Genomic DNA, 25198 nt, shown 5'->3' with positions numbered 1-25198 from the left:
AGTGCTCGGGACGCGCGGCTGCAGCTGCTACGCGCCCGGGTGGGGGTTGGCCGGCACCGGTCACCGCGCCGCCCGCCCCCACGTCCAAGGGGTTCGCTCTCTCCTCCAAGGGAGCGACAGGACAGCCGTCACCGGGATCCACGCCCCCGCGCCCCTTCGCGCGACGGACCCGGCCGCCAGGTCATTCACTGTGAACAAGACTGGGGTATCCAGCCCTGCACACGACAGAGACCTTCGGCGCGCCGAATACGATCCGAAGGTCCCCCTTGTAGCTACAGACGTCTGGTCACCATACGTCACACCCCGCCCGCAAATGGAAGCAGTTGAGATATGGATCACACCGCCTCGGGGAACCGTTTAAGCACCCTCAAAGGTCCGTACCGCGCGGTCAAGGGTTGCCGCCGGTAGCTCCCGCTGGACCTCTGACGTGGGCCCGAGCGGACTACCATCACTCCATGACCCGAGTACTGCTCGCCGAGGATGACGCGTCCATCTCGGAGCCGCTCGCACGCGCCCTGCGCCGCGAGGGGTATGAGGTGGAGGTGCGAGAAGACGGTCCCACGGCGCTGGACGCCGGGCTCAAGGGAGGGGTGGACCTGCTCGTCCTCGACCTTGGGCTGCCCGGGATGGACGGACTGGAGGTCTGCCGCCGGCTGCGCACCGAGGGCCACGGCTTCCCGGTGCTGGTGCTCACCGCCCGGGCGGACGAGGTGGACACGGTGGTCGGCCTGGACGCCGGCGCCGACGACTACGTCACCAAGCCCTTCCGGCTCGCCGAACTGCTGGCCCGCGTGCGGGCCCTGCTGCGGCGCGGCACCGTCGAGGCCCACCAGCAGCCCCCCGCCACCCACGGCGTGCGGATCGACGTCGAGTCGCACCGCGCCTGGATGGGCGAGGAGGAACTGCAGCTGACGGCGAAGGAGTTCGACCTGCTGCGGGTGCTCGTGCGGGACGCGGGCCGGGTCGTCACCCGCGACCAGCTGATGCGCGAGGTCTGGGACACCACCTGGTGGTCGTCCACCAAGACCCTCGACATGCACATCTCCTGGCTGCGCAAGAAGCTCGGCGACGACGCCGCCAACCCCCGCTACATCGCCACCGTGCGCGGTGTCGGGTTCCGCTTCGAGAAGAGCTGAGCAGAGAGAAGCCGGGACCGGAGCGTCCGGAGGGGCCGCGCACGGAGCGGCCCCTCCCGGCATCCGGAACCGCATCCGTACCACCCCGCCCGGAGGGCACCCCGTGCGTCGCCGCCTGATCAACTCCACGCTCGCCGTCGTCCTCGTCGTGATCGCCGTCTTCGGGATCTCGCTCGTCATCGTCGAGACCCGCACGATCGAGAGCAGCGCCCAGGAGAGCGTGAAGTCCGAAGCCGTCCGGCTGGTGAGCATCGTCGACAGCCGCCTGGTCGGGGGCGAGCGGGTCGAGTCCGAGGTGCTCAGCGAGCAGATCACCGACGACCGGTACGCCCGCATCGAGATCCCCGGCCGGCCCGCGATCGAGATCGGCGAGCGGCCCACGGGCGGCGTCATCGTCGCGACCGAGCCGGGCGAGCAGGGCGTGCTCGTCCGCGTCGAGGAGTCCCGCTCCACGGTCAGCCGCGAGGTCGGCCGCACCCTGCTGGTGATCCTCGCCGTCGCGCTGCTGGCCGTGATCGCCGCCGTCTTCCTGGCCGTGCGCCAGGCCAACCGGCTCACCGCCCCGCTCACCGACCTCGCCGAGACCGCCGAACGGCTCGGCTCCGGCGATCCCCGCCCCCGCCACCGCCGCTACGGGGTGCCCGAGCTGGACCGGGTGGCCGACGTCCTCGACTCCAGCGCCGAGCGGATCGCGCGGATGCTCACCGCCGAGCGGCGGCTGGCCGCGGACGCCTCGCACCAGCTGCGCACGCCGCTGACGGCGCTCTCCATGCGGCTGGAGGAGATCACGCTCACCGACGAGCCGGAGACGGTCAAGGAGGAGGCGACGATCGCCCTCGCCCAGGTCGAGCGGCTCACCGACGTCGTCCAGCGGCTGCTCACCAACTCCCGCGACCCCAAGTCCAGCTCGGCCGTCACCTTCGACCTCGACGAGGTCATCAAGCAGCAGATCGAGGAGTGGCGCCCGGCCTCGCGCAGCGAGGGCCGCGCCATCGTCCGCTCCGGCAAGCAGGGGCTCCGGGCCGTCGGCACGCCCGGCGCCGTCGCCCAGGTCCTCGCGACCCTCATCGAGAACTCCCTGATGCACGGTGACGGCACGGTCGCCCTGCGCACGCGCGTCACCGGCAACCAGGCGGTCGTGGAGGTCACGGACGAGGGGCCGGGCGTGCCGCCGGACCTGGGCGCGCGGGTCTTCGAGCGCACCGTCAGCGGGCGGAACTCCACGGGCCTGGGACTGGCCGTCGCACGGGACCTGGCGGAGGCGGACGGCGGCCGCCTGGAGCTGCTCCAGGCGAACCCGCCGGTCTTCGCACTGTTCCTGAGCCGGGAGGCGGAGGGGTCGGGCTCCCACGGGTGACCGTGCGCAAGGGCCGTTACTTGCGTGCTTCCGCCGGCTCCGGAGGCGCGGACAGGAACGATTCGGCGGTCTCCACCGCCTGCGCCCGGAAGACCCACGTGCGGTAGGACCAGAAGCGGAAGACCGTCCCTATCCCGAGCCCGATCACGTTCTTCGCGATGTTGTCCGCGAGCGGGGTCGTCAGGCCGAAGCCGTAGTGCGAGATCGCCAGGATGCCGTTCTCGATCACCAGCCCGGCACCGCTGAAGAGCAGGAACAGGCTCATCTCGCGGCTGCGCCGGCTCCTGTCGGAGTCGCGGTAGGTCCAGTAGCGGTTGCCGACGTAGTTGGTGGCGATCGCCACGGCCGTGGCGATCACGCCCGAGCGCACCACCGCGAGACCGAAACCGTGGACACAGATGTTGAAGACGATGAAGTTGACCACGAACCCGATGGCTCCGACCGCGCCGAACTTGGCGATTTCGCGGGCCACCCGCTCCAGCCGGGAACGCACTGTGCGCCGTTGACTCATGGGATCGTCAGGCTCCGTTGAATGGGCGTCTTGGGGCGTGGGGCAGCTTTCATGCTATCCAGCGGGCCCGGGCACCGACGGACGGAGTCGGTGAACGTGAGGCGAACGCGAGTCATATCGGCCATTGGTGCACTCACTGTCTTTTCGGATGATCCTCCGAACGCGGTCCGGGGCAGTTCGCCCGTACGGATACCCTGGGGGCGTGACGTTCCCGGTAGTCGGCATGGTCGGCGGCGGCCAGCTCGCCCGTATGACCCACGAGGCGGGCATCCCCCTCGGCATCAAGTTCAAGCTGCTCAGCGATACTCCGCAGGACTCGGCGGCCCAGGTGGTCAGCGACGTCGTCATCGGCGACTACCGCGACCTGGAAACCCTTCGTGCTTTCGCACAAGGGTGTGACGTGATCACCTTCGATCACGAGCACGTTCCGACCGAGCACCTCCGGGCCCTGGAGGCGGACGGCATCCCCGTCCGCCCGGGGCCCGACGCATTGGTGCACGCCCAGGACAAGGGCGTGATGCGGGCGAAGCTCGACGCGATCGGAGTGCCGTGCCCGCGGCACCGCATCGTCGAGGACCCCGCCGACGTGGTGCGCTTCGCGGCGGAGGGCGACGGTTTTCCCGTCGTGCTGAAGACGGTCCGCGGCGGATACGACGGAAAGGGGGTTTGGATCGTCCGCAGCGCAGAAGAAGCGAGTGAACCCTTCCGCGCCGGAGTCCCCGTCCTCGCCGAGGAGAAGGTCGCCTTCGTCCGCGAGCTCGCGGCCAACGTCGTCCGCTCCCCGCACGGCCAGGCCGTCTCGTACCCCGTCGTCGAGTCCATCCAGGTCGACGGCGTCTGCGACACCGTGATCGCCCCCGCGCCCGGCCTCTCGCAGGAGCTCTCCGCCCGGGCCCAGCAGCTCGCCCTCAAGGTCGCCCAGGAGCTGGGCGTCGTCGGACACCTCGCCGTGGAGCTGTTCGAGACCGCCGACGGCCGCATCGTCGTCAACGAGCTCGCGATGCGCCCGCACAACTCCGGCCACTGGACCCAGGACGGCGCGATCACCTCGCAGTTCGCCAACCACGTGCGCGCCGTGCTCGACCTGCCGCTCGGCGACCCCCGCCCGCGCGCCAGGTGGACCGTCATGGCCAACGTGCTCGGCGGCGACTATCCCGACATGTATTCCGCGTACCTCCATTGCATGGCACGCGACCCGGGCCTGAAGATCCATATGTACGGCAAGGACGTCAAGCCCGGCCGGAAGGTCGGACACGTCAACACCTACGGCGACGATCTGGCGGATGTGCGCGAGCGCGCGAGCCACGCCGCCGGATATCTGCGAGGAACGATCACGGAATGACTGCTTCCCCCGTCGGCCCCGTCGTCGGCATCGTCATGGGCTCCGACTCCGACTGGCCCGTCATGGAAGCCGCCGCCAAGGCCCTGGACGAGTTCGAGATCCCCTACGAGGTCGACGTCGTCTCCGCGCACCGGATGCCGCGCGAGATGGTCGCGTACGGGGAGCGGGCCGCCGGCCGCGGCCTCAAGGCGATCATCGCGGGCGCGGGCGGCGCCGCCCACCTGCCCGGCATGCTGGCCTCCGTCACCCCGCTGCCGGTGATCGGCGTGCCCGTGCCGCTGAAGTATCTGGACGGCATGGACTCCCTGCTCTCCATCGTCCAGATGCCGGCCGGGGTGCCCGTCGCCACCGTCTCCGTCGCGGGCGCCCGCAACGCCGGCCTGCTCGCCGTCCGCATGCTCGCCGCGCATGACGCCGACCTGCTCGCCCGCATGCAGCACTTCCAGGACGAGCTCAACGAACAGGCCACGGACAAGGGCAGGCGGCTGCGCGCCAAGGTGCAGGGCGCCGGCGGCTTCGGATTCGGCAAGTGACCGCGGGAGCGACGATGACGGACCAGCTGCTGGACCGCGCCCGCGAGCTCCTCGCCGCCCACCCCGTCGTCGACGGGCACAACGACCTGCCCTGGGCGCTGCGCGAGCAGGTCCGCTACGACCTCGACCGGCGCGACATCGCCCGCGACCAGAGCGCCACCGGGCTCCACACCGACCTGCCGCGGCTGCGCGCGGGCGGCGTCGGTGCCCAGTTCTGGTCGGTCTACGTCCGCACGGACCTCGCCGGCGACGAGGCCGTCAGCGCCACGCTCGAACAGATCGACGTCGTCCGGCAGCTCGCCGACCGCCACCCCGGCGCGCTCAAGCTCGCCTTCACCGCCGACGACATGGAGGCCGCGCGCGCCGAAGGCCGCATCGCCTCGCTGATGGGTGCCGAGGGCGGGCACAGTATCAACTGCTCCCTGGCCACGCTGCGGGCGCTGCACCGGCTCGGCGTGCGCTACATGACCCTCACCCACAACGACAACATCCCGTGGGCCGACTCCGCCACGGACACCCCCGCGGCGGGCGGGCTGACCCGCTTCGGCGAGGAAGTCGTGCGGGAGATGAACCGCATCGGCATGCTGGTCGACCTGTCGCACGTCTCCGCCGACACGATGCGGGACGCCCTGCGGGTCACCGAGGCGCCGGTGATCTTCTCGCACTCGTCGGCGCGCGCCGTCTGCGACCACCCGCGCAATGTCCCCGACGACGTCCTCGGCGCGCTCGCCGCGAACGGGGGCGTGGCCATGGCGACGTTCGTCCCCAAGTTCATCCTGCCGGAGGCCGTCGCCTGGACGCAGGCCGCCGACGAGAACCTGCGCGCGCACGGCCTGCACCACCTCGACACCTCGCCGCGGGCGATGGAGCTGCACCGCGCCTTCGAGGCGGAGCGGCCGCGGCCGCTCGCGACGGCGTCGACGGTCGCCGACCACCTCGACCACATGCGCGAGGTCGCCGGCGTCGATCACATCGGCATCGGCGGCGACTTCGACGGCACGGCCTTCACCCCCGTCGACCTGGCCGACGTCGCCGGCTACCCCAACCTCGTCGCCGAACTCCTCCACCGAGGCTGGTCCGACACGGACCTGGCGAAGCTGACGTGGCGCAATGCGGTGCGGGTGTTGCGGGACGCGGAGGATGTGGCGCGGGCGGTTTCCGCGAAGCGGGGTCCGTCGATCGCGACGATCGACGTCCTGGACGGGGTGCCCCCGAGCACCCAGTGAGGCTGCGCCTCACACCTCCGCCGCAGCGGCGCTCAGCCACGACGGCGCATTCCGGCGGTGCCGCTACGGGCTCGGCCCGGCCCGGCACCGCCGGGAGGCGCCGCTTCGGCCGCTCGCCGCCGCGGCGGGAGAAAGGCCCCGGCCCCGCCCTTTCACCGTTTCCTGGGGCGACGCCCCAGCCCCCAGAGGGCGGGTGTGTGTTCAGGGGCGGTGCCCCAGCCCCCCAGGGGCGGGAGCCCCGCGCCCTCGGGGCCCCGGCCCCGCTGCTACGCGCGCGGGCGGCCCATTGCGCGGAACGTCCAGCCCGCGTTCCGCCACGCGGCAGCGTCGAGCGTGTTGCGGCCGTCGATGATGTGGGGGTCCGCCGCGACGACGGCGATCGCCTCGGGGTCGAGTTCGCGGAACTCGCCCCACTCGGTCAGGTGCAGTACCACCCGCGCCCCGCGGCACGCTTCGAGCGCGCTCTCCGCGTAGGCGAGGGTCGGGAAGAGGCGGCGCGCGTTCTCCATGCCCTTCGGGTCGTAGACCGTGACCTGGCCGCCCTGCAGGTGGATCTGCCCGGCGACGTTGAGCGCGGGGGAGTCGCGGACGTCGTCCGAGTCCGGCTTGAACGTCGCGCCGAGGACGGCGACCCGCTGTCCGAGGAAGCTGCCGCCGACCGCCTCGCGGGCCAGCTCGACCATGTGCGCGCGGCGGCGCATGTTGATGGAGTCGACCTCGCGGAGGAAGGTGAGCGCCTGGTCGACGCCCAGCTCGCCGGCCCGCGCCATGAAGGCGCGGATGTCCTTGGGCAGGCAGCCGCCGCCGAAGCCGACGCCGGCGCGCAGGAACTTCTTGCCGATGCGGTCGTCGTGGCCGATGGCCTCGGCGAGCTTGACGACGTCGCCGTCGGCGGCCTCGCACACCTCGGCCATGGCGTTGATGAAGGAGATCTTCGTGGCGAGGAAGGAGTTGGCGGCGGTCTTGACCAGCTCGGCGGTGGGGTAGTCGGTGACGACGAAGGGCGTGCCCTCGCCGACCGGCCCGGCGTACACCTCGCGCAGCAGCTTCTCGCCGCGCTCGCCGGCGATGCCGACGACGATGCGGTCGGGGTGCAGGGTGTCCCGGACGGCGAAGCCCTCGCGCAGGAACTCGGGGTTCCAGGCCAGCTCGACCTCCTCGCCGGCCGGGGCGAGCCCGGTGAGCAGCCGCGCGAGCCGCGCGGCGCTGCCGACCGGGACGGTGGACTTGCCGACGACGAGCGCGGGGCGGTGCAGGACGGCGGCCAGGGAGGTGAAGGCGGCGTCGACGTAGGACATGTCGCACGCGTACTCGCCGTGCTTCTGCGGAGTGTTCACGCAGACGAAGTGGACGTCGCCGAACTCGCCGACCTCCTCCCAGGAGGTCGTGAAGCGCAGCCGCCCGGTCGAGCCCTCCAGCCCGGCGACGTGCTTGCGCAGCAGCTCCTCCAGCCCCGGCTCGTACATCGGGACCTTGCCGCGCCCGAGCATCCCGATCTTCTCGGGGGCCACGTCGAGGCCCAGCACCTCGAAGCCGAGCTCGGCCATGGCCGCGGCATGGGTGGCGCCGAGGTAGCCGGTGCCGATCACGGTGATCCTGGGGGCCATGCGTGCTCCATGTGCTGACGGGCTGGACTGCGGTGCCCGAGCATAGTCGGGCCCCGAGCCGGGAAGGAGCGGGGTGGACGGCAGTCGCGGGGGCGCCTGCCGGGTGCTGTCGGCAAGCTCACGTAGTCCCTGTCCGGGAGCCGCCCCTAGAATCGGGGTTACTAAACGGTAGTTAACTCTCAGGGGAGTGCGCCTTGGCGGGAACAAAGGACTTCGACTTCTACCGGCTCTCCGAGGAGCACGACGAGCTGCGCAAGGTCGTGCGGCAGCTCGCCGAGGAGAAGATCGCCCCGCATGCCGCCGAGGTGGACGAGCAGGCCCGCTTCCCGCAGGAGGCCCTGGACGCCCTCGTCGCCACCGACCTGCACGCCGTGCACGTCCCCGAGGAGTACGGCGGCGCCGGCGCCGACGCCCTCGCGACGGTGATCGTCATCGAGGAGGTCGCCCGCGTCTGCGCCTCGTCCTCGCTGATCCCGGCGGTCAACAAGCTCGGCTCGCTCCCGGTGATCCTCTCCGGCTCCGAGGAGCTGAAGAAGAAGTACATGGGCCCGCTCGCCAAGGGCGACGCGATGTTCTCGTACTGCCTCAGCGAGCCGGACGCCGGCTCGGACGCGGCCGGCATGAAGACCCGCGCCGTGCGCGACGGCGACTTCTACGTCCTCAACGGCGTCAAGCGCTGGATCACCAACGCCGGCGTCTCCGAGTACTACACGGTCATGGCCGTGACGGACCCGGAGAAGCGCTCCAAGGGCATCTCGGCCTTCGTCGTCGAGAAGGGCGACGAGGGCGTCTCCTTCGGCGCCCCGGAGAAGAAGCTCGGCATCAAGGGCTCTCCGACCCGCGAGGTCTACCTCGACAACGTCCGCATCCCCGCCGACCGCATGATCGGCGCGGAGGGCACGGGCTTCGCCACCGCGATGAAGACCCTGGACCACACCCGCATCACCATCGCCGCCCAGGCCCTCGGCATCGCCCAGGGCGCGCTGGACTACGCCAAGGGCTACGTCCAGGAGCGCAAGCAGTTCGGCAAGCCGATCGGCGACTTCCAGGGCGTCCAGTTCATGCTCGCCGACATGGCGATGAAGCTGGAGGCCGCCCGTCAGCTCACGTACGCGGCCGCCGCGAAGTCGGAGCGCGTCGACGGCGACCTGACGTTCTTCGGCGCCGCCGCCAAGTGCTACGCGTCCGACGCCGCCATGGAGATCACCACGGACGCCGTGCAGCTCCTCGGCGGCTACGGCTACACCCGTGACTACCCCGTCGAGCGCATGATGCGCGACGCGAAGATCACGCAGATTTATGAAGGCACGAATCAGGTTCAGCGCATAGTCATGGCCAGGAACCTGCCGAAGTAGCCGTTCTCGCAGGTCAGAGGCCGTTTCCCGTCACTGGTGCAGCTGCCTTGGATTTCGGTCTGCTCTGGTCCGCTTCGGGCTGTTCCTGGGCGTCATGCTGGGGGAATCCTGGGCTGGCGCTGGGGTGAAATAGCCTGCTGACCTGCATAAACGACACAGCCCCCGGCGCCATGCCGGGGGCTGTTCGTATGGGGGCGGGTCAGGCGACCTCGGCCCTCTCTGTGGGGTCGTCGGCGCCGGGCGTCAGCATCGTTGCGATGGCGGCCCTGCCGCGCTGCTCGGCTCCCTCGAAGATGTAGTGGTAGTGCTCCCGGAGCACGTCCGTGCTGCTGTGGCCCATCCAGTCGGCCACATCGTTCTCAGGGACGCCCGCGTAGAGCATGCGGGAGCCGTAGTAGTGCCGGAGGGCGTGGGGCTTGCAGTACGACACCTCACCCTTGGTGAGCGCGGCCAGCCAGATCTTTGGGTAGAAGTACGAGGCATACAGGTAGCCCGACCGGGTGACGTTGGGGAACAGTAAGCCTTCCGGCCCCCACGTTCCGTGGTTCTTGATGTGCCTGCGCAGTTCGAAGGCGACGTTCGGCGGGAGAGGCACGATCCTGCCCGGTTCCTCCGCGTCGCGAGCCTTGATATGTCGACGCTGAAGTGCGCTGTTCTTGCCGGACTCCGTCTCGCCGTCTTCAGTGATCTGAAAGTCGACTCGAAGCGTCTCGGCCTTGAAGTCGATCTGGTCCCGAGCCACGGCCATCGCTTCGCCGAGCCGCAGACCGCAGCCAGCCATCAGCCAGAGCATTGCCCGGTACCGCGGAGGACTGCCGTCCAGAAGGGCTAAGACCTCCCGCGTCTTCAGCCGTCGCGCCTTGGTCTTGTGCTCCCGGATCTCCTTGGCGCGGCTCCCTGCGTGCCTGATCTTCTTACAAGGGTTGCGGCCGATGATCTCGTTGATCACGGCCCAATCCATCATTCCGGAGAAGAAGGAGAAGCGTTGACGGCGTGTCCGGGCGGCAAGCTTCCTGTCCTTCTCCATCCACAACAGCCACTGCTCAATGTCAGCGACCTTGAGCGACACGATGGAGCGGGCCTTGAAGAACGGCTCAATGGTCGTGTTCTGGATTGACCGGTACTGCTTCTTGGTGCTGTTCTCCAGCTTTCTTTGGTGCGTCCACTGCTCCCAGACCGCCGTCACTGGCTGCTTCCCCAGCTTGTCGTCCAGGTAGGTGCCCGCGTCGAGTTCCTGTTCCTTGCGCCTCCGGTGGTCGTCGGCACGCGTCTTGGTCGAGAAGGTTTTCTGCCGCTGCTTGCCGTCGGGGTCGTACCAGTAGGTGGTCCACTTCTTCGGGTCGTCCGTGGACCGCGCTATCCATGCCCTTGCCACTGCCGCACTGGCCTCTCTGGTTCGGTGAGCGAGCCGCCCCCCCCATGTCGTCCTTGGTCGGCCCGTGCCTCAGTCTGCACCGCATCCACCCTTGCTTGTCAACACCAGGGGGACCACCCCGTGTGGTGATACTCTGAAGGCATGCGAGTAGACGAAAGCGGCTTCGAGATCAGCCAGCAGCAAGGGGGCTGGGTAGTTCGAATGTGGTGGCCGACGGGGCCGATCACAGGAGGACCGCAGCGTGTAACCGTTGAAGCGGCGGATGACGCGTCCCCTCGCGACGTTGCACGCGGCATCTCCACAACGGTGCTCCGCAGACTGGACATCGGAGCAGCCATGAACTTGGCCAAGGAGGCACCTGAGGCCCAGCGCACGTTGGAGGACGTGGCTCAGAGGTTCAACGAGGCCGGTGAGGCCGCAGGGCTGCTGTTGGCGAATGAGGGCGTCTCCGAGCGGTACTTGGTCATGCTCGCCGCTACCTACAAGGCCATGGCTGACAGTGGAGCTCCGGCGCCCGTGCCCTGGCTGGCCCGGCTAATCGGGCGACGCCCGGAGACAGTCAAGGATCACCTCAAGAAGGCCCGCCGCGATGGCTACCTGAGCACCTTGGCAGGAAAGGCCGGCGGGGAGCTCACCGAAAAGGCCAAGGCGGTGCTGGAGTCGCCGACTGGCGTGCCGAGCTAGTCAGATCGATCCCAGCTCAACTTCAAATTGCTTCAACAGCCTCCGAGGCCACTCGGAGGCTGTTCTGTTTCGGAGGACGCTTGACCAAGTTGATGACCGTTGAAGACGTGGCCGACTATCTGGCCAAGCCCCGATCTTGGGTATACGGGAACTGGAGACGCGAGCAGATCCCGTTCCGGAAGGTTGGGCAGTCCCTCCGGTGCCGCCCGGTGGACCTGGATCGCTGGCTGGACGAGCAGGGAGCGGAGTGAGTCGCCGGTTCGTCAAGGTCTACCGGCCGGAGTACACGAACCCGGCCATCGGGTGCCCGACGCTCCACTTGGAACTGCGCATGTGGCTGCTGGCCATGGATCGGATGCAACGGGGCGGACATGCCCCGCTCGGCTCCGGCGAGTTGCAGGCCATTCTGACGAACGACAAGGGCGAGCCCTACAGCGCTGGGCGCTATCGGCAGGCACGGCTGTCTCTCATCAAGGCCGGGCAGCTCGCGCCTTCGGCGTCGGCGCGGTGCCTGCTGGTGCCACACGGCGTGGCCTCAATGGACGCCAAGTCGGCCCAAAAGCGGGAGGAGTGCGCTACGCACAAGCACAACATCGCCTGGGACGACGCCCATGGGGACTGGATGTTCCGCACCATGGACGAGGCCCGGCGGTGGGAGGCGGAGTGCGACAACATTGCCAGGGGCGGGAGCGTGTTCCCTCCGGCGTCTTGGGCACGTGAGGTGCGAGAGCGTGCGAGCCAGGGCGTTAACAGATTGAAGCCCTCGGCCGCTTGATGCCAAGGGCGAGTCCTACGGCCCCTCTTTAAAGGGGGATGCCCCTGGGCCGGGCCCAAGGAGGTGGGCCGCTCTTGGGGCGGCCACATGCAGTGACTTACACAACACTTCCAAGTATCGCCGATACAAACATCAGTAGATCACTCCTACATATCTAGTGAAGAGAAAAGTGAGTTCACCCCTCTCTGAGGGGGATCTGACTCAACATCATCCCTCCTGAAGGGGGGTTTTCAACTTCTCTGGAGAGTGAGTGAACCTTTATGACCCTGCGCGCGGTAAGGCGCGCCGTAAGGAACTAGGTCTGTCTGCCACTCGTCTAGCAGACCTGTGTGGCGTCTCGGCGACAGCCATCTACAAGTACGAGGGTGGAGAACTCCGACCGAGCTTTCTCACCTCCATAAGGCTTGCTCACCACCTGCGCGTGAGCATTGCCTCGCTCGTGGAGCAAGCAGCCCAGGACCCGGCCCAGGACGACGACGGCCGGGCTGTGCTCATTAAGGCCATCTACGCCGCCGAGGCGGTGCGGCACGAAACGCAGGGCCAGAGCCGAACCCTGATGACCGAGGCTGATGCCAAGGTGGCAGCCGAGGAGGATCAAGCCGCTTTCCACGCCAGGGGCCACTAGGCCCACATGCCTCAAGAGCGATTCAACTCAAGTTACTTAGGAGGTGTCGCCTATGAGCGACCCCCAGACCGATTCCCATTCCCCGGCCCCAACTCTGGCTGACCCTTCTGATTCCATCCGTGCCGAGGTGGAGCGGGAGTATGCCGCCAAGCTCGCCAAGGCCGAGTTCAGGGCCCAGGCCGCGCAGGAGGGGGCCAGCGTTCCTGAGGGGTTCGTGGAATACCTGGATGCGTCCAAGCTCCTCGGTGAGGACGGATGGCCCTCTGCGGAGATCATCAGTCATGCACTGGAGCCGTACAAGCCCAAGAAGCCGCAGCTGCCTCAGCTCATGGGAGCGGGTTACCACCAAGGCCCCTCGCGGCCCTTTACTCCCCGAGTTTCCCTCGATATCCGTAAGCGCTAACCAGGAGTATCCGTATGGTCTTTGCCTACCAGAATTCTGACACTCACACATTTGTCCCGGAAATTTGGGATGCTGATCTGCTGACGCAGTTCGATCCGCTGTTGGTCTGGGCTTCGCCGATCGTCTCGAACAATAAATATGAGGGCAATATTCGGAAGCAGGGCGATGTTGTCCACATCAACTCGCTGCTGAGGCCCTCGGTTGGGGATTACAAGTTGCCGGAGGGTATGACCGCCCAGCGGCCGGAGGCCGTTGACCAGAAGCTGCCGATCACCGAGGCGAAGTACCTCCAGGTTCTCGTAGAGGACGCGGAGCGTATCCAGCTCGCCAGCGGCAATCTCAACTCGCCGATCAATCAGCAGATGATTCGTTCCCTTGCCCGCGAGGCTGACACCTTCATGGGCGAGGTGATCGCCAAGGGCGCTACAGCTCTCCCCAACATCAAGGCCGGTTCCGCGAACGCCCCTCAGGCCCTCTTCGGCGCCGTCCTGGACATGATGCTGGCCCTGGACGACAACGACATCCCCGACGGCCGTTACGTGGTCGTCTCGCCCCGCGTGAAGCGGCATCTGATCGAGCACCCGGCCATCGCCAACGCTGGTGCCTACGGTGAAGGTGGCGTCACTGCGAACGGTGTCGTGGCCCGCCTGGCTGGGTTTACAGTCCTGTCGACCACAGCAATGCCCAAGGGCGTGGACATCATCGCCGGGCACTCGGAAATGAGCACGTACGCGAGCCAGTTCCGAGGATTCCGCCTTGGCCAGTCGGAGAAGTACCGAGCCGACTACATCGACACTCTCCACCTGTACGGAGGGAAGATCGTGAGGTACCCCGGACTCGACACCAAGAAGGCTGACAACACCTTCGATGAGTCGAAGCCGTCCAAGGGGATCGTGAAGGCCGCCGTGGAGTGGGCGGCCTAGTACTGTGAGCCCTGGGGGCCTCTGCCGATTCGGTGGAGGCCCCCTTCTTTTGCGCTCACCGGTCGTTTCCCCTGCGTTCCTGTGACCCAGAGGTCAGCCGGCGGTAGCTCAGGGCGGTCAGAAAGCCTCCGCCGGACCCACTACAGGAGGCCCCCATCGTCGTGCTGAAACAGCCCCGGAAGTGACTCCGCTTTGCCGCACTAGGTGTGATTCAGCGATTCCGTAACGGTCGGCGGGCAGATTGTTACCCAGCCGAGCACACAGAGGCTCTACCTCAAGGGCTCCAGTGGAAATCGTTACAGGGAGGACCTGGCGCCCAATGTGAGATGCCTGCGAAATCGCTTCATTTGAGCCGCATTCTCGATTATTTGATACCCGTACACGGTCGGAAAGAGGCACCCCCGGTGGGTCCTTTTTCTTTCTTTCTAAGCATTACCTCCGGGGTGCGACACATGCTCTGACCTGCGGAAACGCTGATTTTTAGGGGTTTTGGAATGGGGTCATGGATGGACCCGTATTCATGGATTGTGGCGCGGATCACGCCCACCTTGGCCTTGAATTGATTTACCGATGCTGCAAGATGAGATTAGTTCCGCCGACCGCGAGTCGGGGCGGATGAGGAAGAGCTGTAAGAGCAATGCTCCAGCCGATTACCTATCTCGACTTCAGCTATCTAAGGAATCTCGTGCGTAAGACGATCCTGGTACCCGTTGAGAAGACGTTCTGCGATGCGCATATGGCTCGTGACGGGTCGGAGGTGGAAGCGACGGCAACCCTGACTCTTGGGCGGCACGCTTGGGACCTCTGCTTGGAACACGACGTCACGTTCGGCCGCTACTTGGTGGATGCCCTCGGCGTGCCCGGTGAGGCCGTGGCCGAGCCTGAGGCCGTGCCGGACGATGATGAGCCGTTGTCCGTCGTGGCTGCCGATGAGAAGCACGACGACCAGGTGCAGGAGGAGCGTCCCGACGGCGACGCTACCGAGCCTGATGGCCCGTCTGTGGTGGTCACTGGTGACGTGCCGGGGTACTCGTGGGACGACGCAAGGGATGCAGTGCGCAACGCCGGGTACCGGGTGGTGGGGCGTGCTGACGAGTCCACTGTTCTGATCATCTGCGGTGAGGGGGCGGAGCGGAACGCCACGAAGCTTCGGGACGCTGCGGAACGCAGTCTGCCTGTGATGGACGTCCGCACCCCGGGCCGCTTCCGAGACGCCGTGGGGTCCGGGAAGTTCACCGGTGGTGACCCGCTTCCGGAACCTGCCAAGGTCGGCCCCAAGGTCATGTCCGAGCGTGAGCGCAACCGTGTGATCCGGGCGTGGGCCCGTGAGAACGGCTGGCCGAACCTCTCCGCTCAGGGACGCGTCCCGATGCACGTCCGGCACTGCTGGGATCTCGCGCAGCAGGACGCCGAGGGGAAAGCGGTAGCGGCCTGAGAGCCGCCCGCACCGAGCCGGGCGCACTGAGCGCCCGGCGCCGCCCCCGGCCCTCAGCCACCCAACCCACCCTGTTCTAGATAGAGGCAGCATGAGCACCCCCGTTCTCTACGGTCCGATCGGCCGGGCCGTCCGCAAGATCGCCCCCTTCGTGGAAGCGGACGCCTTGGGGGTCTACGTGGCCGCCCTGTCGATGTGGTCCGCCGCCCTCGGCGGCACGGTCAAGGTGTCCTCCCGTGGCAGCGCCCGGCCCGTTCTGCTGTGGTCCGCCCTGGTGGCTGGCACGGGCAGGGGCAAGGGGACCGCGCTGCGGGCCGCGCTTCACGTCCTTGACCCGTCTTTGGGGCGGTTCCTGGCAACGCACACCACGTCGGGGATCACGTCCGGGGCCAGTCTGGTCAACCACCTGTGGGAACAGCAGGAAGCGACCACGGAGACCGAACGGGGCCGTGATGTCCGGGTCCTGGTGGTGGAGGAGGAGTGGACTGAGGTCTTGAAGCGCGTCAAGCGGGACCCGTCGTTCACCACGAAACTCCGGGCCGCGTGGGACGGGACGACGCTCCGCAACACCACCAAGGAAGAGGCCCAGGAAGTCCCCGACCCTGCCATGGTCCTCCACTCCCACATCACGCCCTCGGACTGGGAGCGGTACGTGGGCAAGTCGGATGCGGCCGGGGGCTCGTACAACCGCATCCTGCCCTTCCTGCTTGGCTCGGTGCCCATGCTCGATGACGACCGGATCGCTATGCCGAAGGTCGATGGTGGGGAACTGTCCGACGCCTACGCCTGGGCCACGACTCGCCCCCGGGTGATTAACCTCGCCGAGGGCGCCCGGCCGCTCTGGCGGATCGTGCGCCGCTACGCCCGGATCCTGGGTGAGACCCTGCCCGGGGAACAGGCCGTCTTCATCGAGCGGACCGCAGAACAGACCCTCAGGGTCGCAGCCTGTCTGGCCGCCTCCGAGTGCTCCGAGACCATCACGGGCGACATGCTGTTCGCCGCCTTCACCCTGGTACGCCGCTCGGTGCAGGACGCGGTCCGGATCACAGGAGTGGGGGACACTCTGTCCCCCACTCGCAAGCGGCAGCCGCTCAGCCTTGCCGACAAGGTCCGGGCCCGGATCGAGATGCACGGCGGCCGGGCAACGTCCTCTCAGATCCTCCCCTTCGTGGGGGCGACGGCCGCCGAGGTGAAGGCGCTGCCGGGAATCGTCGTCACCGCTGATCGGTCGGGGAAGACCGGTCGACCGGCCACCGTTTTCACGCTCGGCGGTGACGATTCCCGTCACCCAGCCCGACAGCCGGCCAGCGCAGACCGTGAGGAGAACCGGCACGCTTTCCATCACGTAGAACCGCAGCCGGCGACTCCGGAGCGCCACGCGAACCGGGCCCGGGTCGTCCGCCTGGACGCCTACCGCCCGGCAACGAAGCGCGCACCCGAACCGAACCGCTCGCAACCGCTTGCGGATAACCCCTTCCGAGCGCTCCTCTAACCAACCAAAGAAACGCCCCGGCCATCACGGCCGGGGCGTTCTTGGTTTGTTTTGGCTCAGCTCACCACAGCGCGAGCGATCAAAGTCCCGATGTGGTCAGGCTCGGGGGCGTCGAGGACCCACACTTCCGCCTTCTCAAATCCGGCTCTCAGGAGGAGGTTCTCCCACTTCCGGGGCGTGTAGCTGTACCGGTACGTGTACATGGCCTTGCCCGCGAACCCTCCCTTGTACATACCCTGTGGCCCGTACGCGCCAGGGATGGCCGGAGGCTGGGAGAAGGCGAGCACGCCGCCCGGGTTCAACCGCTTGGCAGCGAGCGGGAGCAGCTTGGCGGGGTCGGCGAACCAGGCCGCCCCGAAGATCGAGTAAATGGCGTCGTAGGTCTCCGTCGTGGAGCTCAGGTGGTCCAGCACTTCGGCACACACGAACCGCGCTCCCAGTGGCCCCCACCGTTCAGCGGTGTTGGTGACCATGAGAGGAGAGAGGTCCACGCCCGTTGCCTTCACGCCTTGCTGCGAGAGGTAGGCCAGCGCCCGCCCGGTACCGCATCCGATCTCCAGGGCGGTTGCCGGGTCTCCCAGTAGTTCGGGCCCTGGCCCGTGCCCGGCGTACTGCGTCCAGCAGAAGACGGGGTCAGCGTCGAACACCTTGTCCTTGGTGCTCTCCGCGAAGGTGTCCCAGAGTTCGCGTTCGCTTTCGATGTTGTGTCGTGCGGGCAACGGCGTTTCCTCTATGTCGGGGCGGGCAAGAGGGTGCCCCCACCCCTCGTTCGGAGTCCGGGGCGAGGGCACTCTAGTGCCGCGTCAGTGGCTGTCGGGGACCTTGTTGTCACACGGCGAGCAGTCGGACGCGTCCACGGACCACAGCTCCTCATCGACGGTGAAGCCGTTCTGGCGCAGCAGCTCGGCCGTGCGCATCACGGTGCCGTCCCGGCGACGCTCAATGAGCGGGGCGTGGTGCTTGTACCGCCCGCCGTTGTACTCCTCGCACAGGGCGAAGTAGAGGGGCGTGTCGAGGATGAGCTGATGGACGCCGATGTCCACGGTGTACCCGACGCCCATGTCCACGCCGGGGTTCTCCATGGCTGTGATCAGGTAGGCGATGCCCTGTCCGAGGATGCGTTCGGCGAGGCTGCGGACGGCCACGCTGTCACGCAGCAGCAAGCGAACCTCGCGCTCCCACAGGTCCTCTACCCCCACGTCGGTGACCAGGTGCGGTACTTGTTCCTGCACGGTGTTGAGGATGATGCGCGGATCGCGGGTCCGCGTCTGGAGTGCTGTTGCCACCATGTTCCCTTTCCCTCGATGGAGCGGGGTGGTGCGCCGGAACCCGCCCCAGCCGCCGACCGTCACGGAGGCGACTGGACGGGCGCTTCAGAAGGACACTGGGCTATGCGTTGTGGCCCTGGTCGCGCTGGCTTCGCTGCGCCGACTCGGCGTAGATCAGCGCGTTGATCAGCTTTCGCACGGTGGGCAGGGGCACGGTTCCCAGGAAGACCGACGGCTCGCCGGAGAGGGAGGCCCGACCCATCAGCTGGGGCCAGGAGTCCCTGTCACCCACCCGGATGCCCATCTCCGCCAGCACTCGTCCCAGCATGAAAGCCGTGTCGTCGGCCTTCTTCTTGCCTGCCAGGAAGGCGTCGGCTTGCTGTGCGGCTGCTCCGATGTCCGTGGTCATGGCGAAGACGCTAGGAACCCGAGGGGGGCAACTGCCAGAAAGTTGCACGCGGTTGCAGAGATTCAGGCTAGGGAGTCGATGGCCTTGGTGATGTGGGCCCGAGCCTGCGCACCGTGAACGGCGATCTGCGACAGTTCCGCGAAGGCTTTGAGGTACGTACCGACCTCCCCGGGCGCCGCCACGTTGATCTCGGCTGTCAGCGTCTCGACGGCCACCAGCCCCTCGTCGAAGGCGTAGAACGCTTCCAGAGGCCAGATCCTCCGGCGAGCCCCGAAGGGGATCACGCCGAGCGAGACGTTCGCCTGGGCCATGACCGAGAGAAGGTAGCCAAGCTGCCCGGCCATGGCCGCGTCGTCGCACACGCGGTAATAGAGGACGGCTTCCTCTATGAGCAAGGCGAAGCGGTGGTCGCCTTCACGTACGACCCGCGAACGGTCGAGGCGTGCCTTCACCGCAGCCTCGACGTCATCGGGAGTCTGCTGAAACTCCGTGATGGATCGGAGGAGGCCAGTTGCGTACTCGGCAGTCTGGAGCATCCCGGGTATGAGGTTCGAGGCGTACACGCGGAAGTGCCGGGTGCGCTGGTAGAGCGGGGTCGTCTTCTGGTGAACGCGGCGCATCCCGTCGCGGTGGATCTGCTTCCACTGGACGTACATGGACTCGGCGGTCCGGGATGCAGCTATCAGGTCGGCCGCTTGTTCTTCGGCTCCGCAGGCTGCGCACCATGCCCTGATGTCGGCGTCGGAGGGCAGGGTCCTGCCCCGGGCGATGCGTGATGACTTCGACTTGTGCCAGCCGCACCGGGCGGCCAGCTCGTGTCCTGTGATCCCTGCGTCTCTCCTGATCTCGTCCAGGCGGGACGCGATGGCAGCCCGTGCCGCTTGGGCGCTGGAGAAGGGGGACGAAGACATGAGCTGACCGACCCGGCCCGCGTCAGACCGTGTACTTCTCGTGCGGGATGGCGCGCTCCCACACTGCTTCGAAGGCTGACGCGCAGAGCCTCGCCGTAGCAGCGTCCTCCGTCTGGTCCGTCTGCACCCATCGGCCGTCGCCGTCGAAGATGTTGAACTGCACCACTCGACCGTCGAAGAGCCAGAAGTCATTGCCGGGGAGTGCGAGGTCCGATGCCTGCCGTCTCGGCAGCCAACGGATGTCCTCACCGGCTGCGACGTTGGTGAACGTCCCGGAGTGCTCGAAGCGGATGTAGTCGCTGACGGGCTCCGACACGATGCGGGCACGGCGCATGGTCACGCCCTTGCCTGTGACCTCCTGCACCAGGTCCAGCCAGGGCCGCCACCAGGACTCGCGATCTGCTGGATTGAGGCGGTGCCCCGTCTTCCATGCCGCGAAGCCCTCGATCTCGTTCTCCACTCCGTACGCGTCGCGCATCTCCAGATGCACCGCCGAGCGCTCTACGGACCGCAACAGGTCGGCAAAGCTATTCAAGCTCTGCGACATCAAGCGCCTCCCTAAGAAGCGGGATCATCCGCTTCGGTACCCGGATCACTGCCTCGTGGTCGGGCTGCGAGACGTCCGCCGCGCAGGCCCCCCGCGTCTGGTCGTCCGCCTTCCAGCCCTGGAACAGGAGATCCTTCGTGCCCTCGTCGACCCAGACGGCCGGGGAGCCGTGATCTCCTGACTCCGGATCTTTCCCGACGAACCGTAGTGCCATAACGACCTCCGTTGTCGAGCCAGTTGCGATCGGTTGCACGACCCTCGTACTCGCGCGGCCTGCCGTCAAGAGGGCGTGCGACTGGCCCGGAGCCCACGCGGGTGATCATGGGGAAATGCTGGGGAGGGCCCCTGTCAGGTGGTCATCTGTGCAGGTCAGGGCCTTGTTGCCCGTGAAGCACGCAGATATACGAGGGCACGAACCAGGTCCAGCGCATCGTCATGGCGCGCAACCTGCCGAAGTAGCCCGTAGGCGTTGCGGCCGGTGGCGTTCCCCGTACGGGGGAGCGCCACTGGCGTCCGGGCACGGCGGGGCCGATCCTGCTGGGGGGACGTCCGTATCCGCCCGCCGCCTGGAGGCGCCCGTCATGCCCGACGTAACCGGCCCCTACGCTCCCGGTACCCCCTGCTGGGTCGACCTCATGGTCCCCGACCAGCAGGCGGCGCTCGACTTCTACCGCGACCTGTTCGGCTGGCAGGGAGAGGTCGGGCCGCCCGAGACCGGCGGTTACGCGGTCTGCTCGATGAACGGCAAGCCCGTCGCCGGCATCATGGCGGCGATGAACCCCGACGGCAGCAAGCCCGACCCGATGCCGCCCTCGGTGTGGACCACCTACCTCGCGACCGCCGACGTGGACGCCACCCAGTCGCGTATCGCCACCAACGGCGGCGAGGTGATGATGCCCGCCATGGACGTCATGACCCTCGGCCGGATGTCCGTGGCCACCGACCCCACGGGCGCCGTCTTCGGCCTGTGGCAGGCGCGCGACTTCCCCGGCGCGGGCGTGGTCAACGAGCCGGGCGCCGTGATCTGGAACGAGCTCAACACCAGCGACACCGCCACCGCCTCGGGCTTCTACGCCAAGGCGCTCGGCATCAAGGCCACCCCGATGGAGGGCGCCACGGGCTACTTCTCGCTGGAGGTGGACGGCCGCATGGTCGGCGGGCTCCAGGGGCTGGCCAGCATCGAGGGCATCCCCGAGGACGCTCCCTCGCACTGGCTGACGTACTTCGCGGTCGACGACACCGACGGCACGGTCGACGCGCTGGTGCGCGCCGGGGGCAACGTCCTCAAGCCGCCGTTCGACATGATGGCGGGCCGCATGGCCGTCGTGCAGGACCCGCAGGGCGGCGTCTTCGCCGTCATCAACGCGACGCCGCCCGACCAGCCGGCCTGAGCCGACCAGCCGGCCTGAGCCGGCCGGCCGGTCCAGGCCGGAGCGCCTCACTTGTCGGAGACGGTGACCTTCTGGTCCTTCTTCAGCTGCCCGAAGAGCTCGTTGGCCTTGGTCATGTCCCACTTCACGGCCACGCCGTCATTGGGCGTGGGCAGGTTCGCGGTGGCGATGGGCACGGTCATCTGCTGTCCGTCGCCGCCCGTGACGCCCTTCATGGCCCAGAACATGTCCATCAGGTCGAACAGCCCCATGTCCTTGTCGACGATGAGCGTGTCGAGCCCCGAGCCGATCACCGGGTAGAGGCGGAAGGGGTTGAGGACGGTCGAGGGTGAGGCCGCCTGCTTCGCGAGCGTGTTCAGGAACTTCTGCTGGTTGCGCATCCGGCCGAGGTCCTGGTCGGCCTCCTGGTGGCGCTGGCGCACGAAGGCCAGCGACTGGGCGCCGTCCAGCTCCTGGCAGCCCGCCTTGAAGTCCGCGCCCGAGTCCCGGTCCTTCAGCGGCTTGTCGAGGCACATCTCGACGCCGCCCAGCGCGTCGACCAGGTTGCGGAAGCCGCCGAAGCCGATCTCCGCGTAGTGGTCGATGCGCAGGCCGGTGTTGAACTCGATGGTCTGCGCGAGCAGCTCCGCGCCGCCGTCCGAGTACGCCTGGTTCAGCTTGTGGGTGGACTTCGGGAACCGCTTGCCGGACTTCTGGCCCGTGAAGGCGGGGATGGTGACCCAGGAGTCGCGCGGCAGGCTCAGCATCGTGGTGCCGTTGTCGCCGGTGTGCAGGATCATCATCGAGTCGGTGCGCTTGCCGTCCGCCGACCCCGTGTGCAGGTCCTTCTTGTCCTCGTCCGACAGGCCCTCGCGGCTGTCCGAACCGACGATCAGGTAGTTGGTGCCCTCGCCGGCCGGCGGCCGTTCCTTGACCTTGCTCAGGTCCACCTCGTGGCGGAGCTTGGAGTCGGCCCAGAAGTACGTGCCGAGCGAGACAGCCAGCAGCAGGACGACGAAGGTCACCAGACCGATCTTGATGCGCCTGCGCCAGTCCGGGCGGGCGGTGCGCTGCGGGCGGGGGCCGCCCCCGCCGGGTCCGCCCGGGCCCCCGGGGCCGCCGGGACCCGCTCCCGGGCCGTTCGGCGTGCCGCGGCCGTAGACCTGCCCGGTGTTGTACCCGTCACCGGGACCGCCCTGGCCGACGACGCGGTGGCCGCCGGCGACCGGGGCCTCGTCGTAGCCCTGGGGCGGGCTGTACTGCTGGGGCGGCGCCGCACGCCGCACGTGCGGCATGGCGCGCGCACCCTCCGGCTCGGCGCCGGCGCTGCCGCGCCCGTAGGCCTGCCGCCGCTCGTCGCTCCGCCCACCGGACCAATCGCTCATGCAACGAAGTGTGCCTGTCGGCCGCCCGGCACGGAGATCGTCTACGGGTTCCCGGGGCTGCTGTTGCAGACCTGATGCAATCCTCCGGCGTTCACCCACCCGGCATACAGTGGTGGACATGACCATTCAGGACCACCCGGAGCAGGAGACGGCCGGCAAGCCGACGTCGGCCGCCCGTACGACGCTCTCCCACATCATGACCGGCAGTGACACCAATCTGCTGGGCACCGTCCACGGCGGTGTGATCATGAAGCTGGTGGACGACGTCGCCGGCGCAGTGGCCGGCCGGCACTCCGGAGGCCCCGCGGTCACCGCCTCCATGGACGAGATGGCTTTCCTCGAGCCGGTCCGCGTCGGTGACCTCGTCCATGTGAAGGCCCAGGTCAACTGGACCGGGCGGTCCTCCATGGAGGTCGGCGTCCGGGTGCTCGCCGAGCGCTGGAACGAGTCGACGCCCGCGGTCCAGGTCGGCAGCGCGTACCTCGTCTTCGCGGCCGTCGACGAGAACGGCAAGCCGCGGCCCGTGCCGCCGGTGCTCCCGGAGACCGAGCGGGACCGGCGGCGCTACCAGGAGGCGCAGATCCGCCGCACGCACCGCCTCGCGCGGCGGCGCGCGATCAAGGAACTGCGGGACGCCCGGGCCGCGGAGGGCATCGAGGACTGACCCTCCGCGGAGGGTTCCGGGCGCGCCCGGGCGCCGCGTGGTCCCGGCGGGTCCGGCACCGCCGGGCCGTGCCCGTCGTGCTTGCGCGCCGTTGCGGCGGGATGAAAGGCGGTCGGCACCTTCATCCCGCCGCAACGGCGATCCGCCACGACGCCGGTGTCCGGCGGTGCCGGACTACACCAGGCTCTTCTCCGGGCACAGGACCTGGTCGCCGGAGACCGCCCGCTGGCTCGGGCCCGTCCCGCGCCGCGGTGCCTGCGGTGACTGCGGGCTCTGCGGGGACTGCGGCTTCACCGGGGGCACCGGGGTCACCGCCCTGAAGTCCGTGCCCACCGTCACCTTCATCAGCGGGCCCTGGCCCGGCACGGCGCGGAGCTCCGCGTCCGGCAGCGCCGACGCCAGCGTCCGGACCGCGTGGTCCCAGCGCGGGTCGTACTGGATCACCGTGCGCCGCACCGGCGGCCCGGGCGCGTCCGCGGGCAGCCCGGTCGTGGCGAAGCCCCGGTCCCGCAGCGCCCGGTCCGTCTCGCGGGCGAGCCCCCGCCGTCCGGAGCCGTTGTAGACCTGGACGCGGACCTGCCCGGGCGCCGCCTCCGTAGGCGACGGCGCGGGCCGCGGCACCGGCGGCTTCGCGTCGTGCGCCTGCCGCTGCGACCGGGCCGTCAGCGGACGGTCCTCGCGCAGCGCCTCGAAGAGACGGGCGGCCGCCTCGTCGTCCCACTTCACCGTCGAGCCGACCCGCGGCACGGGATAGTCCGCGGACCCCACCGGCACCGAGGCGAACTCCGCGGAGGCGGGCGAGAGGTTCTTCATCGCCCGGCCGAGCCCGATGAGCGTCTCGCCGTCGAAGCCCCGGTCCGCGCGCACCGAGCCCAGCAGCGTCGCGGCGACCTGCTGGAACTTCACCGGGTTCAGCAGCGCCCCGCCGTCCGTCGCCGTGTGCAGCAGCGAGGCCAGGAAGCGCTGCTGCCGCTGCATCCGGCCCAGGTCGGAGGCCCCGTCGAGGTGCCGTGAGCGCACGTACTGCAGGGCCTGCCCGCCGTTGAGGGTGCTCGTGCCGGGCGGCAGGTCGAGCCCGCTGTACGGGTCCCGCAGCGGCCGTGCCGAGCACACCTGCACCCCGCCCACCACGTCCACGGTCCGCATGAAGCTGGTGAAGTCGACCTCCAGGTAGTGATCGACGTGGACCCCGGTGAGCAGCTCCACGGTCCGTACGGTCAGCCCGGGCCCGCCCTCGGCGTAGGCGGCGTTCAGCTTCTGCGCGTGGGCGGGCCGTGGGCGGCCGGCCTCGTCGACGTGCGCGGGAATCTCGGCGTAGGTGTCACGGGGCAGGCTGACGACGGAGACGCGGTCCCGGGCCGCGGACAGGTGCAGCAGCATCACCGTGTCCGTGCAGTGACAGGCCGTGCCGCCCAGGTGGTAGCGGCGCCGCTCCTCGGGGTCGATCCGGTCGCGGGCGTCGGTGCCCACGAGCAGGATGTTCATGCCCTTGCTGACGGCGACGGGCGGCCGGTTCGACAGGCCGCTGAAGGGGTCCACCCGGCCGATCCGGCTGTCGATGTCGGTGACCACCGCGTGCCCGATGCCGCCCGCGGCCAGCACGGCCACGGCGGCGCACGTGGCGAGGCGCAGCCCCCAGCGCGGCCGGCGGGGCGCGCCGTGGCGGGCCCGGCGCGGGTGGGGACTCGGGGCCGGTTCGGTCATGGGCGAGGGCCTCCACGACGGACGGGATGCGGGCGGGACGGGGACGGATAACGTAGGTCAATACGATCAGCGGCCCGCGTCCCCACGCCGTTCCGGTCCCCGCTGCCACCCGGGCGGGAGCGTCCGTTCCGCCATTAGCGGTAACGTGACGGACGACTCCG

Annotated in this window: 27 protein-coding genes and 1 pseudogene; 17 read left to right on the top strand and 11 right to left on the bottom strand. The window is 68.6% G+C overall.

From position 1 onward, the window contains the following. Nucleotides 1-455 precede the first annotated feature (455 nt). Nucleotides 456-1136, top strand: coding sequence for a response regulator transcription factor (locus ACFPP6_RS25845; protein ID WP_058046585.1), 681 nt, complete (start codon nt 456-458; stop codon nt 1134-1136). Nucleotides 1137-1239: 103 nt separating this feature from the next. After that, entirely contained in the window at nt 1240-2493 is a 1254-nt protein-coding gene (locus tag ACFPP6_RS25840) for an ATP-binding protein (RefSeq protein ID WP_382046873.1), read from the top strand. Between the two features lie 16 nt (nt 2494-2509). On the opposite strand, the gene ACFPP6_RS25835 is transcribed toward ACFPP6_RS25840, so the two are convergent. After that, nucleotides 2510-3004, bottom strand: coding sequence for a GtrA family protein (locus ACFPP6_RS25835; protein ID WP_336005796.1), 495 nt, complete (start codon nt 3002-3004; stop codon nt 2510-2512). A gap of 148 nt (nt 3005-3152) precedes the next feature. On the opposite strand from ACFPP6_RS25835, the gene ACFPP6_RS25830 reads away from it, so the two are divergent. The 3 genes from ACFPP6_RS25830 to ACFPP6_RS25820 are packed head-to-tail and all read left to right on the top strand — an operon-like array spanning nt 3153 to nt 6105. Then, nucleotides 3153-4346 (top strand): 5-(carboxyamino)imidazole ribonucleotide synthase, encoded by a 1194-nt coding sequence (locus ACFPP6_RS25830; protein ID WP_382046869.1) that lies wholly within the window; start codon nt 3153-3155, stop codon nt 4344-4346. Next, nucleotides 4343-4879, top strand: coding sequence for a 5-(carboxyamino)imidazole ribonucleotide mutase (purE, locus tag ACFPP6_RS25825; protein ID WP_382046866.1), 537 nt, complete (start codon nt 4343-4345; stop codon nt 4877-4879). The genes ACFPP6_RS25830 and purE overlap by 4 nt, the downstream gene beginning before the upstream one ends. Nucleotides 4880-4893: 14 nt before the next feature. Further along, nucleotides 4894-6105, top strand: coding sequence for a dipeptidase (locus ACFPP6_RS25820; RefSeq protein WP_382046863.1), 1212 nt, complete (start codon nt 4894-4896; stop codon nt 6103-6105). Between the two features lie 266 nt (nt 6106-6371). Here ACFPP6_RS25820 and ACFPP6_RS25815 read toward each other — a convergent pair whose 3' ends face one another. Continuing rightward, complete coding sequence (locus tag ACFPP6_RS25815; RefSeq protein WP_382046860.1) at nt 6372-7712, bottom strand: UDP-glucose dehydrogenase family protein; 1341 nt, start codon at nt 7710-7712, stop codon at nt 6372-6374. Between the two features lie 194 nt (nt 7713-7906). Here ACFPP6_RS25815 and ACFPP6_RS25810 point away from each other — a divergent pair, with 194 nt between their 5' ends. After that, nucleotides 7907-9067: an acyl-CoA dehydrogenase family protein gene (locus ACFPP6_RS25810; protein ID WP_382046857.1), complete on the top strand. Its 1161-nt coding sequence runs from the start codon at nt 7907-7909 to the stop codon at nt 9065-9067. 199 nt (nt 9068-9266) lie between these two features. Here the strand turns inward: ACFPP6_RS25810 and ACFPP6_RS25805 are convergent, their stop codons facing one another. After that, nucleotides 9267-10442 carry a tyrosine-type recombinase/integrase gene (locus ACFPP6_RS25805; protein WP_382046855.1) on the bottom strand — a complete coding sequence of 392 codons (1176 nt, stop codon included), beginning with the start codon at nt 10440-10442 and terminating at the stop codon, nt 9267-9269. A gap of 336 nt (nt 10443-10778) precedes the next feature. Between ACFPP6_RS25805 and ACFPP6_RS25800 the strand changes: the two genes are divergently transcribed. The 9 genes and pseudogenes from ACFPP6_RS25800 (at nt 10779) to ACFPP6_RS25760 (ending at nt 16779) form a co-directional block, all read left to right on the top strand. Beyond that, nucleotides 10779-11126, top strand: coding sequence for a hypothetical protein (locus ACFPP6_RS25800; RefSeq protein ID WP_382046853.1), 348 nt, complete (start codon nt 10779-10781; stop codon nt 11124-11126). 92 nt (nt 11127-11218) lie between these two features. Then, nucleotides 11219-11377 carry a helix-turn-helix domain-containing protein gene (locus tag ACFPP6_RS25795; protein WP_382047109.1) on the top strand — a complete coding sequence of 53 codons (159 nt, stop codon included), beginning with the start codon at nt 11219-11221 and terminating at the stop codon, nt 11375-11377. Continuing rightward, entirely contained in the window at nt 11374-11901 is a 528-nt protein-coding gene (locus tag ACFPP6_RS25790; RefSeq protein ID WP_382046850.1) for a hypothetical protein, read from the top strand. The genes ACFPP6_RS25795 and ACFPP6_RS25790 overlap by 4 nt, the downstream gene beginning before the upstream one ends. Nucleotides 11902-12151: 250 nt before the next feature. Further along, a pseudogene (locus tag ACFPP6_RS25785) lies at nt 12152-12322 on the top strand (helix-turn-helix domain-containing protein); the annotation flags it as partial. Continuing rightward, nucleotides 12323-12526 carry a hypothetical protein gene (locus tag ACFPP6_RS25780; RefSeq protein WP_382047126.1) on the top strand — a complete coding sequence of 68 codons (204 nt, stop codon included), beginning with the start codon at nt 12323-12325 and terminating at the stop codon, nt 12524-12526. It begins immediately after the preceding pseudogene. A 52-nt stretch (nt 12527-12578) separates the two neighbouring features. Further along, nucleotides 12579-12929, top strand: coding sequence for a hypothetical protein (locus ACFPP6_RS25775; RefSeq protein ID WP_382046847.1), 351 nt, complete (start codon nt 12579-12581; stop codon nt 12927-12929). 14 nt (nt 12930-12943) lie between these two features. Continuing rightward, nucleotides 12944-13852 carry a hypothetical protein gene (locus tag ACFPP6_RS25770; RefSeq protein WP_382046844.1) on the top strand — a complete coding sequence of 303 codons (909 nt, stop codon included), beginning with the start codon at nt 12944-12946 and terminating at the stop codon, nt 13850-13852. 637 nt (nt 13853-14489) lie between these two features. Beyond that, entirely contained in the window at nt 14490-15287 is a 798-nt protein-coding gene (locus tag ACFPP6_RS25765) for a hypothetical protein (RefSeq protein ID WP_382046842.1), read from the top strand. A 151-nt stretch (nt 15288-15438) separates the two neighbouring features. After that, the gene (locus tag ACFPP6_RS25760; protein WP_382046839.1) at nt 15439-16779 is read left to right on the top strand and encodes a DUF3987 domain-containing protein; all 1341 of its coding nucleotides are present in this window, start codon (nt 15439-15441) and stop codon (nt 16777-16779) included. A 56-nt stretch (nt 16780-16835) separates the two neighbouring features. Here the strand turns inward: ACFPP6_RS25760 and ACFPP6_RS25755 are convergent, their stop codons facing one another. The 6 genes from ACFPP6_RS25755 to ACFPP6_RS25730 all read right to left on the bottom strand — a co-directional run bounded on the left by ACFPP6_RS25755 (nt 16836) and on the right by ACFPP6_RS25730 (nt 20128). Then, the gene (locus ACFPP6_RS25755; protein ID WP_382046836.1) at nt 16836-17498 is read right to left on the bottom strand and encodes a class I SAM-dependent methyltransferase; all 663 of its coding nucleotides are present in this window, start codon (nt 17496-17498) and stop codon (nt 16836-16838) included. An 84-nt stretch (nt 17499-17582) separates the two neighbouring features. After that, nucleotides 17583-18068: a hypothetical protein gene (locus tag ACFPP6_RS25750; RefSeq protein WP_382046834.1), complete on the bottom strand. Its 486-nt coding sequence runs from the start codon at nt 18066-18068 to the stop codon at nt 17583-17585. A gap of 100 nt (nt 18069-18168) precedes the next feature. Next, nucleotides 18169-18456 carry a hypothetical protein gene (locus tag ACFPP6_RS25745; protein ID WP_382046831.1) on the bottom strand — a complete coding sequence of 96 codons (288 nt, stop codon included), beginning with the start codon at nt 18454-18456 and terminating at the stop codon, nt 18169-18171. Nucleotides 18457-18518: 62 nt separating this feature from the next. Then, nucleotides 18519-19367: a helix-turn-helix domain-containing protein gene (locus tag ACFPP6_RS25740; RefSeq protein ID WP_382046828.1), complete on the bottom strand. Its 849-nt coding sequence runs from the start codon at nt 19365-19367 to the stop codon at nt 18519-18521. A gap of 22 nt (nt 19368-19389) precedes the next feature. Continuing rightward, on the bottom strand, nt 19390-19914 hold the full coding sequence (locus ACFPP6_RS25735; protein ID WP_382046825.1) for a DUF6879 family protein: 525 nt from the start codon (nt 19912-19914) through the stop codon (nt 19390-19392). Beyond that, the gene (locus ACFPP6_RS25730; RefSeq protein ID WP_382046822.1) at nt 19895-20128 is read right to left on the bottom strand and encodes a hypothetical protein; all 234 of its coding nucleotides are present in this window, start codon (nt 20126-20128) and stop codon (nt 19895-19897) included. The genes ACFPP6_RS25735 and ACFPP6_RS25730 overlap by 20 nt, the downstream gene beginning before the upstream one ends. A 367-nt stretch (nt 20129-20495) precedes the next feature. Between ACFPP6_RS25730 and ACFPP6_RS25725 the strand changes: the two genes are divergently transcribed. Then, nucleotides 20496-21305, top strand: a complete 810-nt coding sequence (locus ACFPP6_RS25725) for a VOC family protein (RefSeq protein WP_382046819.1) — start codon at nt 20496-20498, stop codon at nt 21303-21305. Nucleotides 21306-21352: 47 nt separating this feature from the next. Here ACFPP6_RS25725 and ACFPP6_RS25720 read toward each other — a convergent pair whose 3' ends face one another. Then, complete coding sequence (locus ACFPP6_RS25720) at nt 21353-22669, bottom strand: LCP family protein (protein ID WP_382046817.1); 1317 nt, start codon at nt 22667-22669, stop codon at nt 21353-21355. A gap of 118 nt (nt 22670-22787) precedes the next feature. Between ACFPP6_RS25720 and ACFPP6_RS25715 the strand changes: the two genes are divergently transcribed. After that, nucleotides 22788-23333 (top strand): acyl-CoA thioesterase, encoded by a 546-nt coding sequence (locus tag ACFPP6_RS25715; protein ID WP_058047192.1) that lies wholly within the window; start codon nt 22788-22790, stop codon nt 23331-23333. A gap of 174 nt (nt 23334-23507) precedes the next feature. Here ACFPP6_RS25715 and ACFPP6_RS25710 read toward each other — a convergent pair whose 3' ends face one another. Continuing rightward, on the bottom strand, nt 23508-25037 hold the full coding sequence (locus ACFPP6_RS25710) for an LCP family protein (RefSeq protein WP_382046814.1): 1530 nt from the start codon (nt 25035-25037) through the stop codon (nt 23508-23510). Between the last annotated feature and the right edge of the window lie 161 nt (nt 25038-25198).

This window comes from Streptomyces aureoversilis (assembly GCF_042657885.1).
Taxonomy (GTDB): Bacteria; Actinomycetota; Actinomycetes; order Streptomycetales; family Streptomycetaceae; genus Streptomyces; species Streptomyces aureoversilis.
Note: the sequence above shows the minus strand (reverse complement) of the source record. Positions and strands in the feature narration are given on the sequence as shown.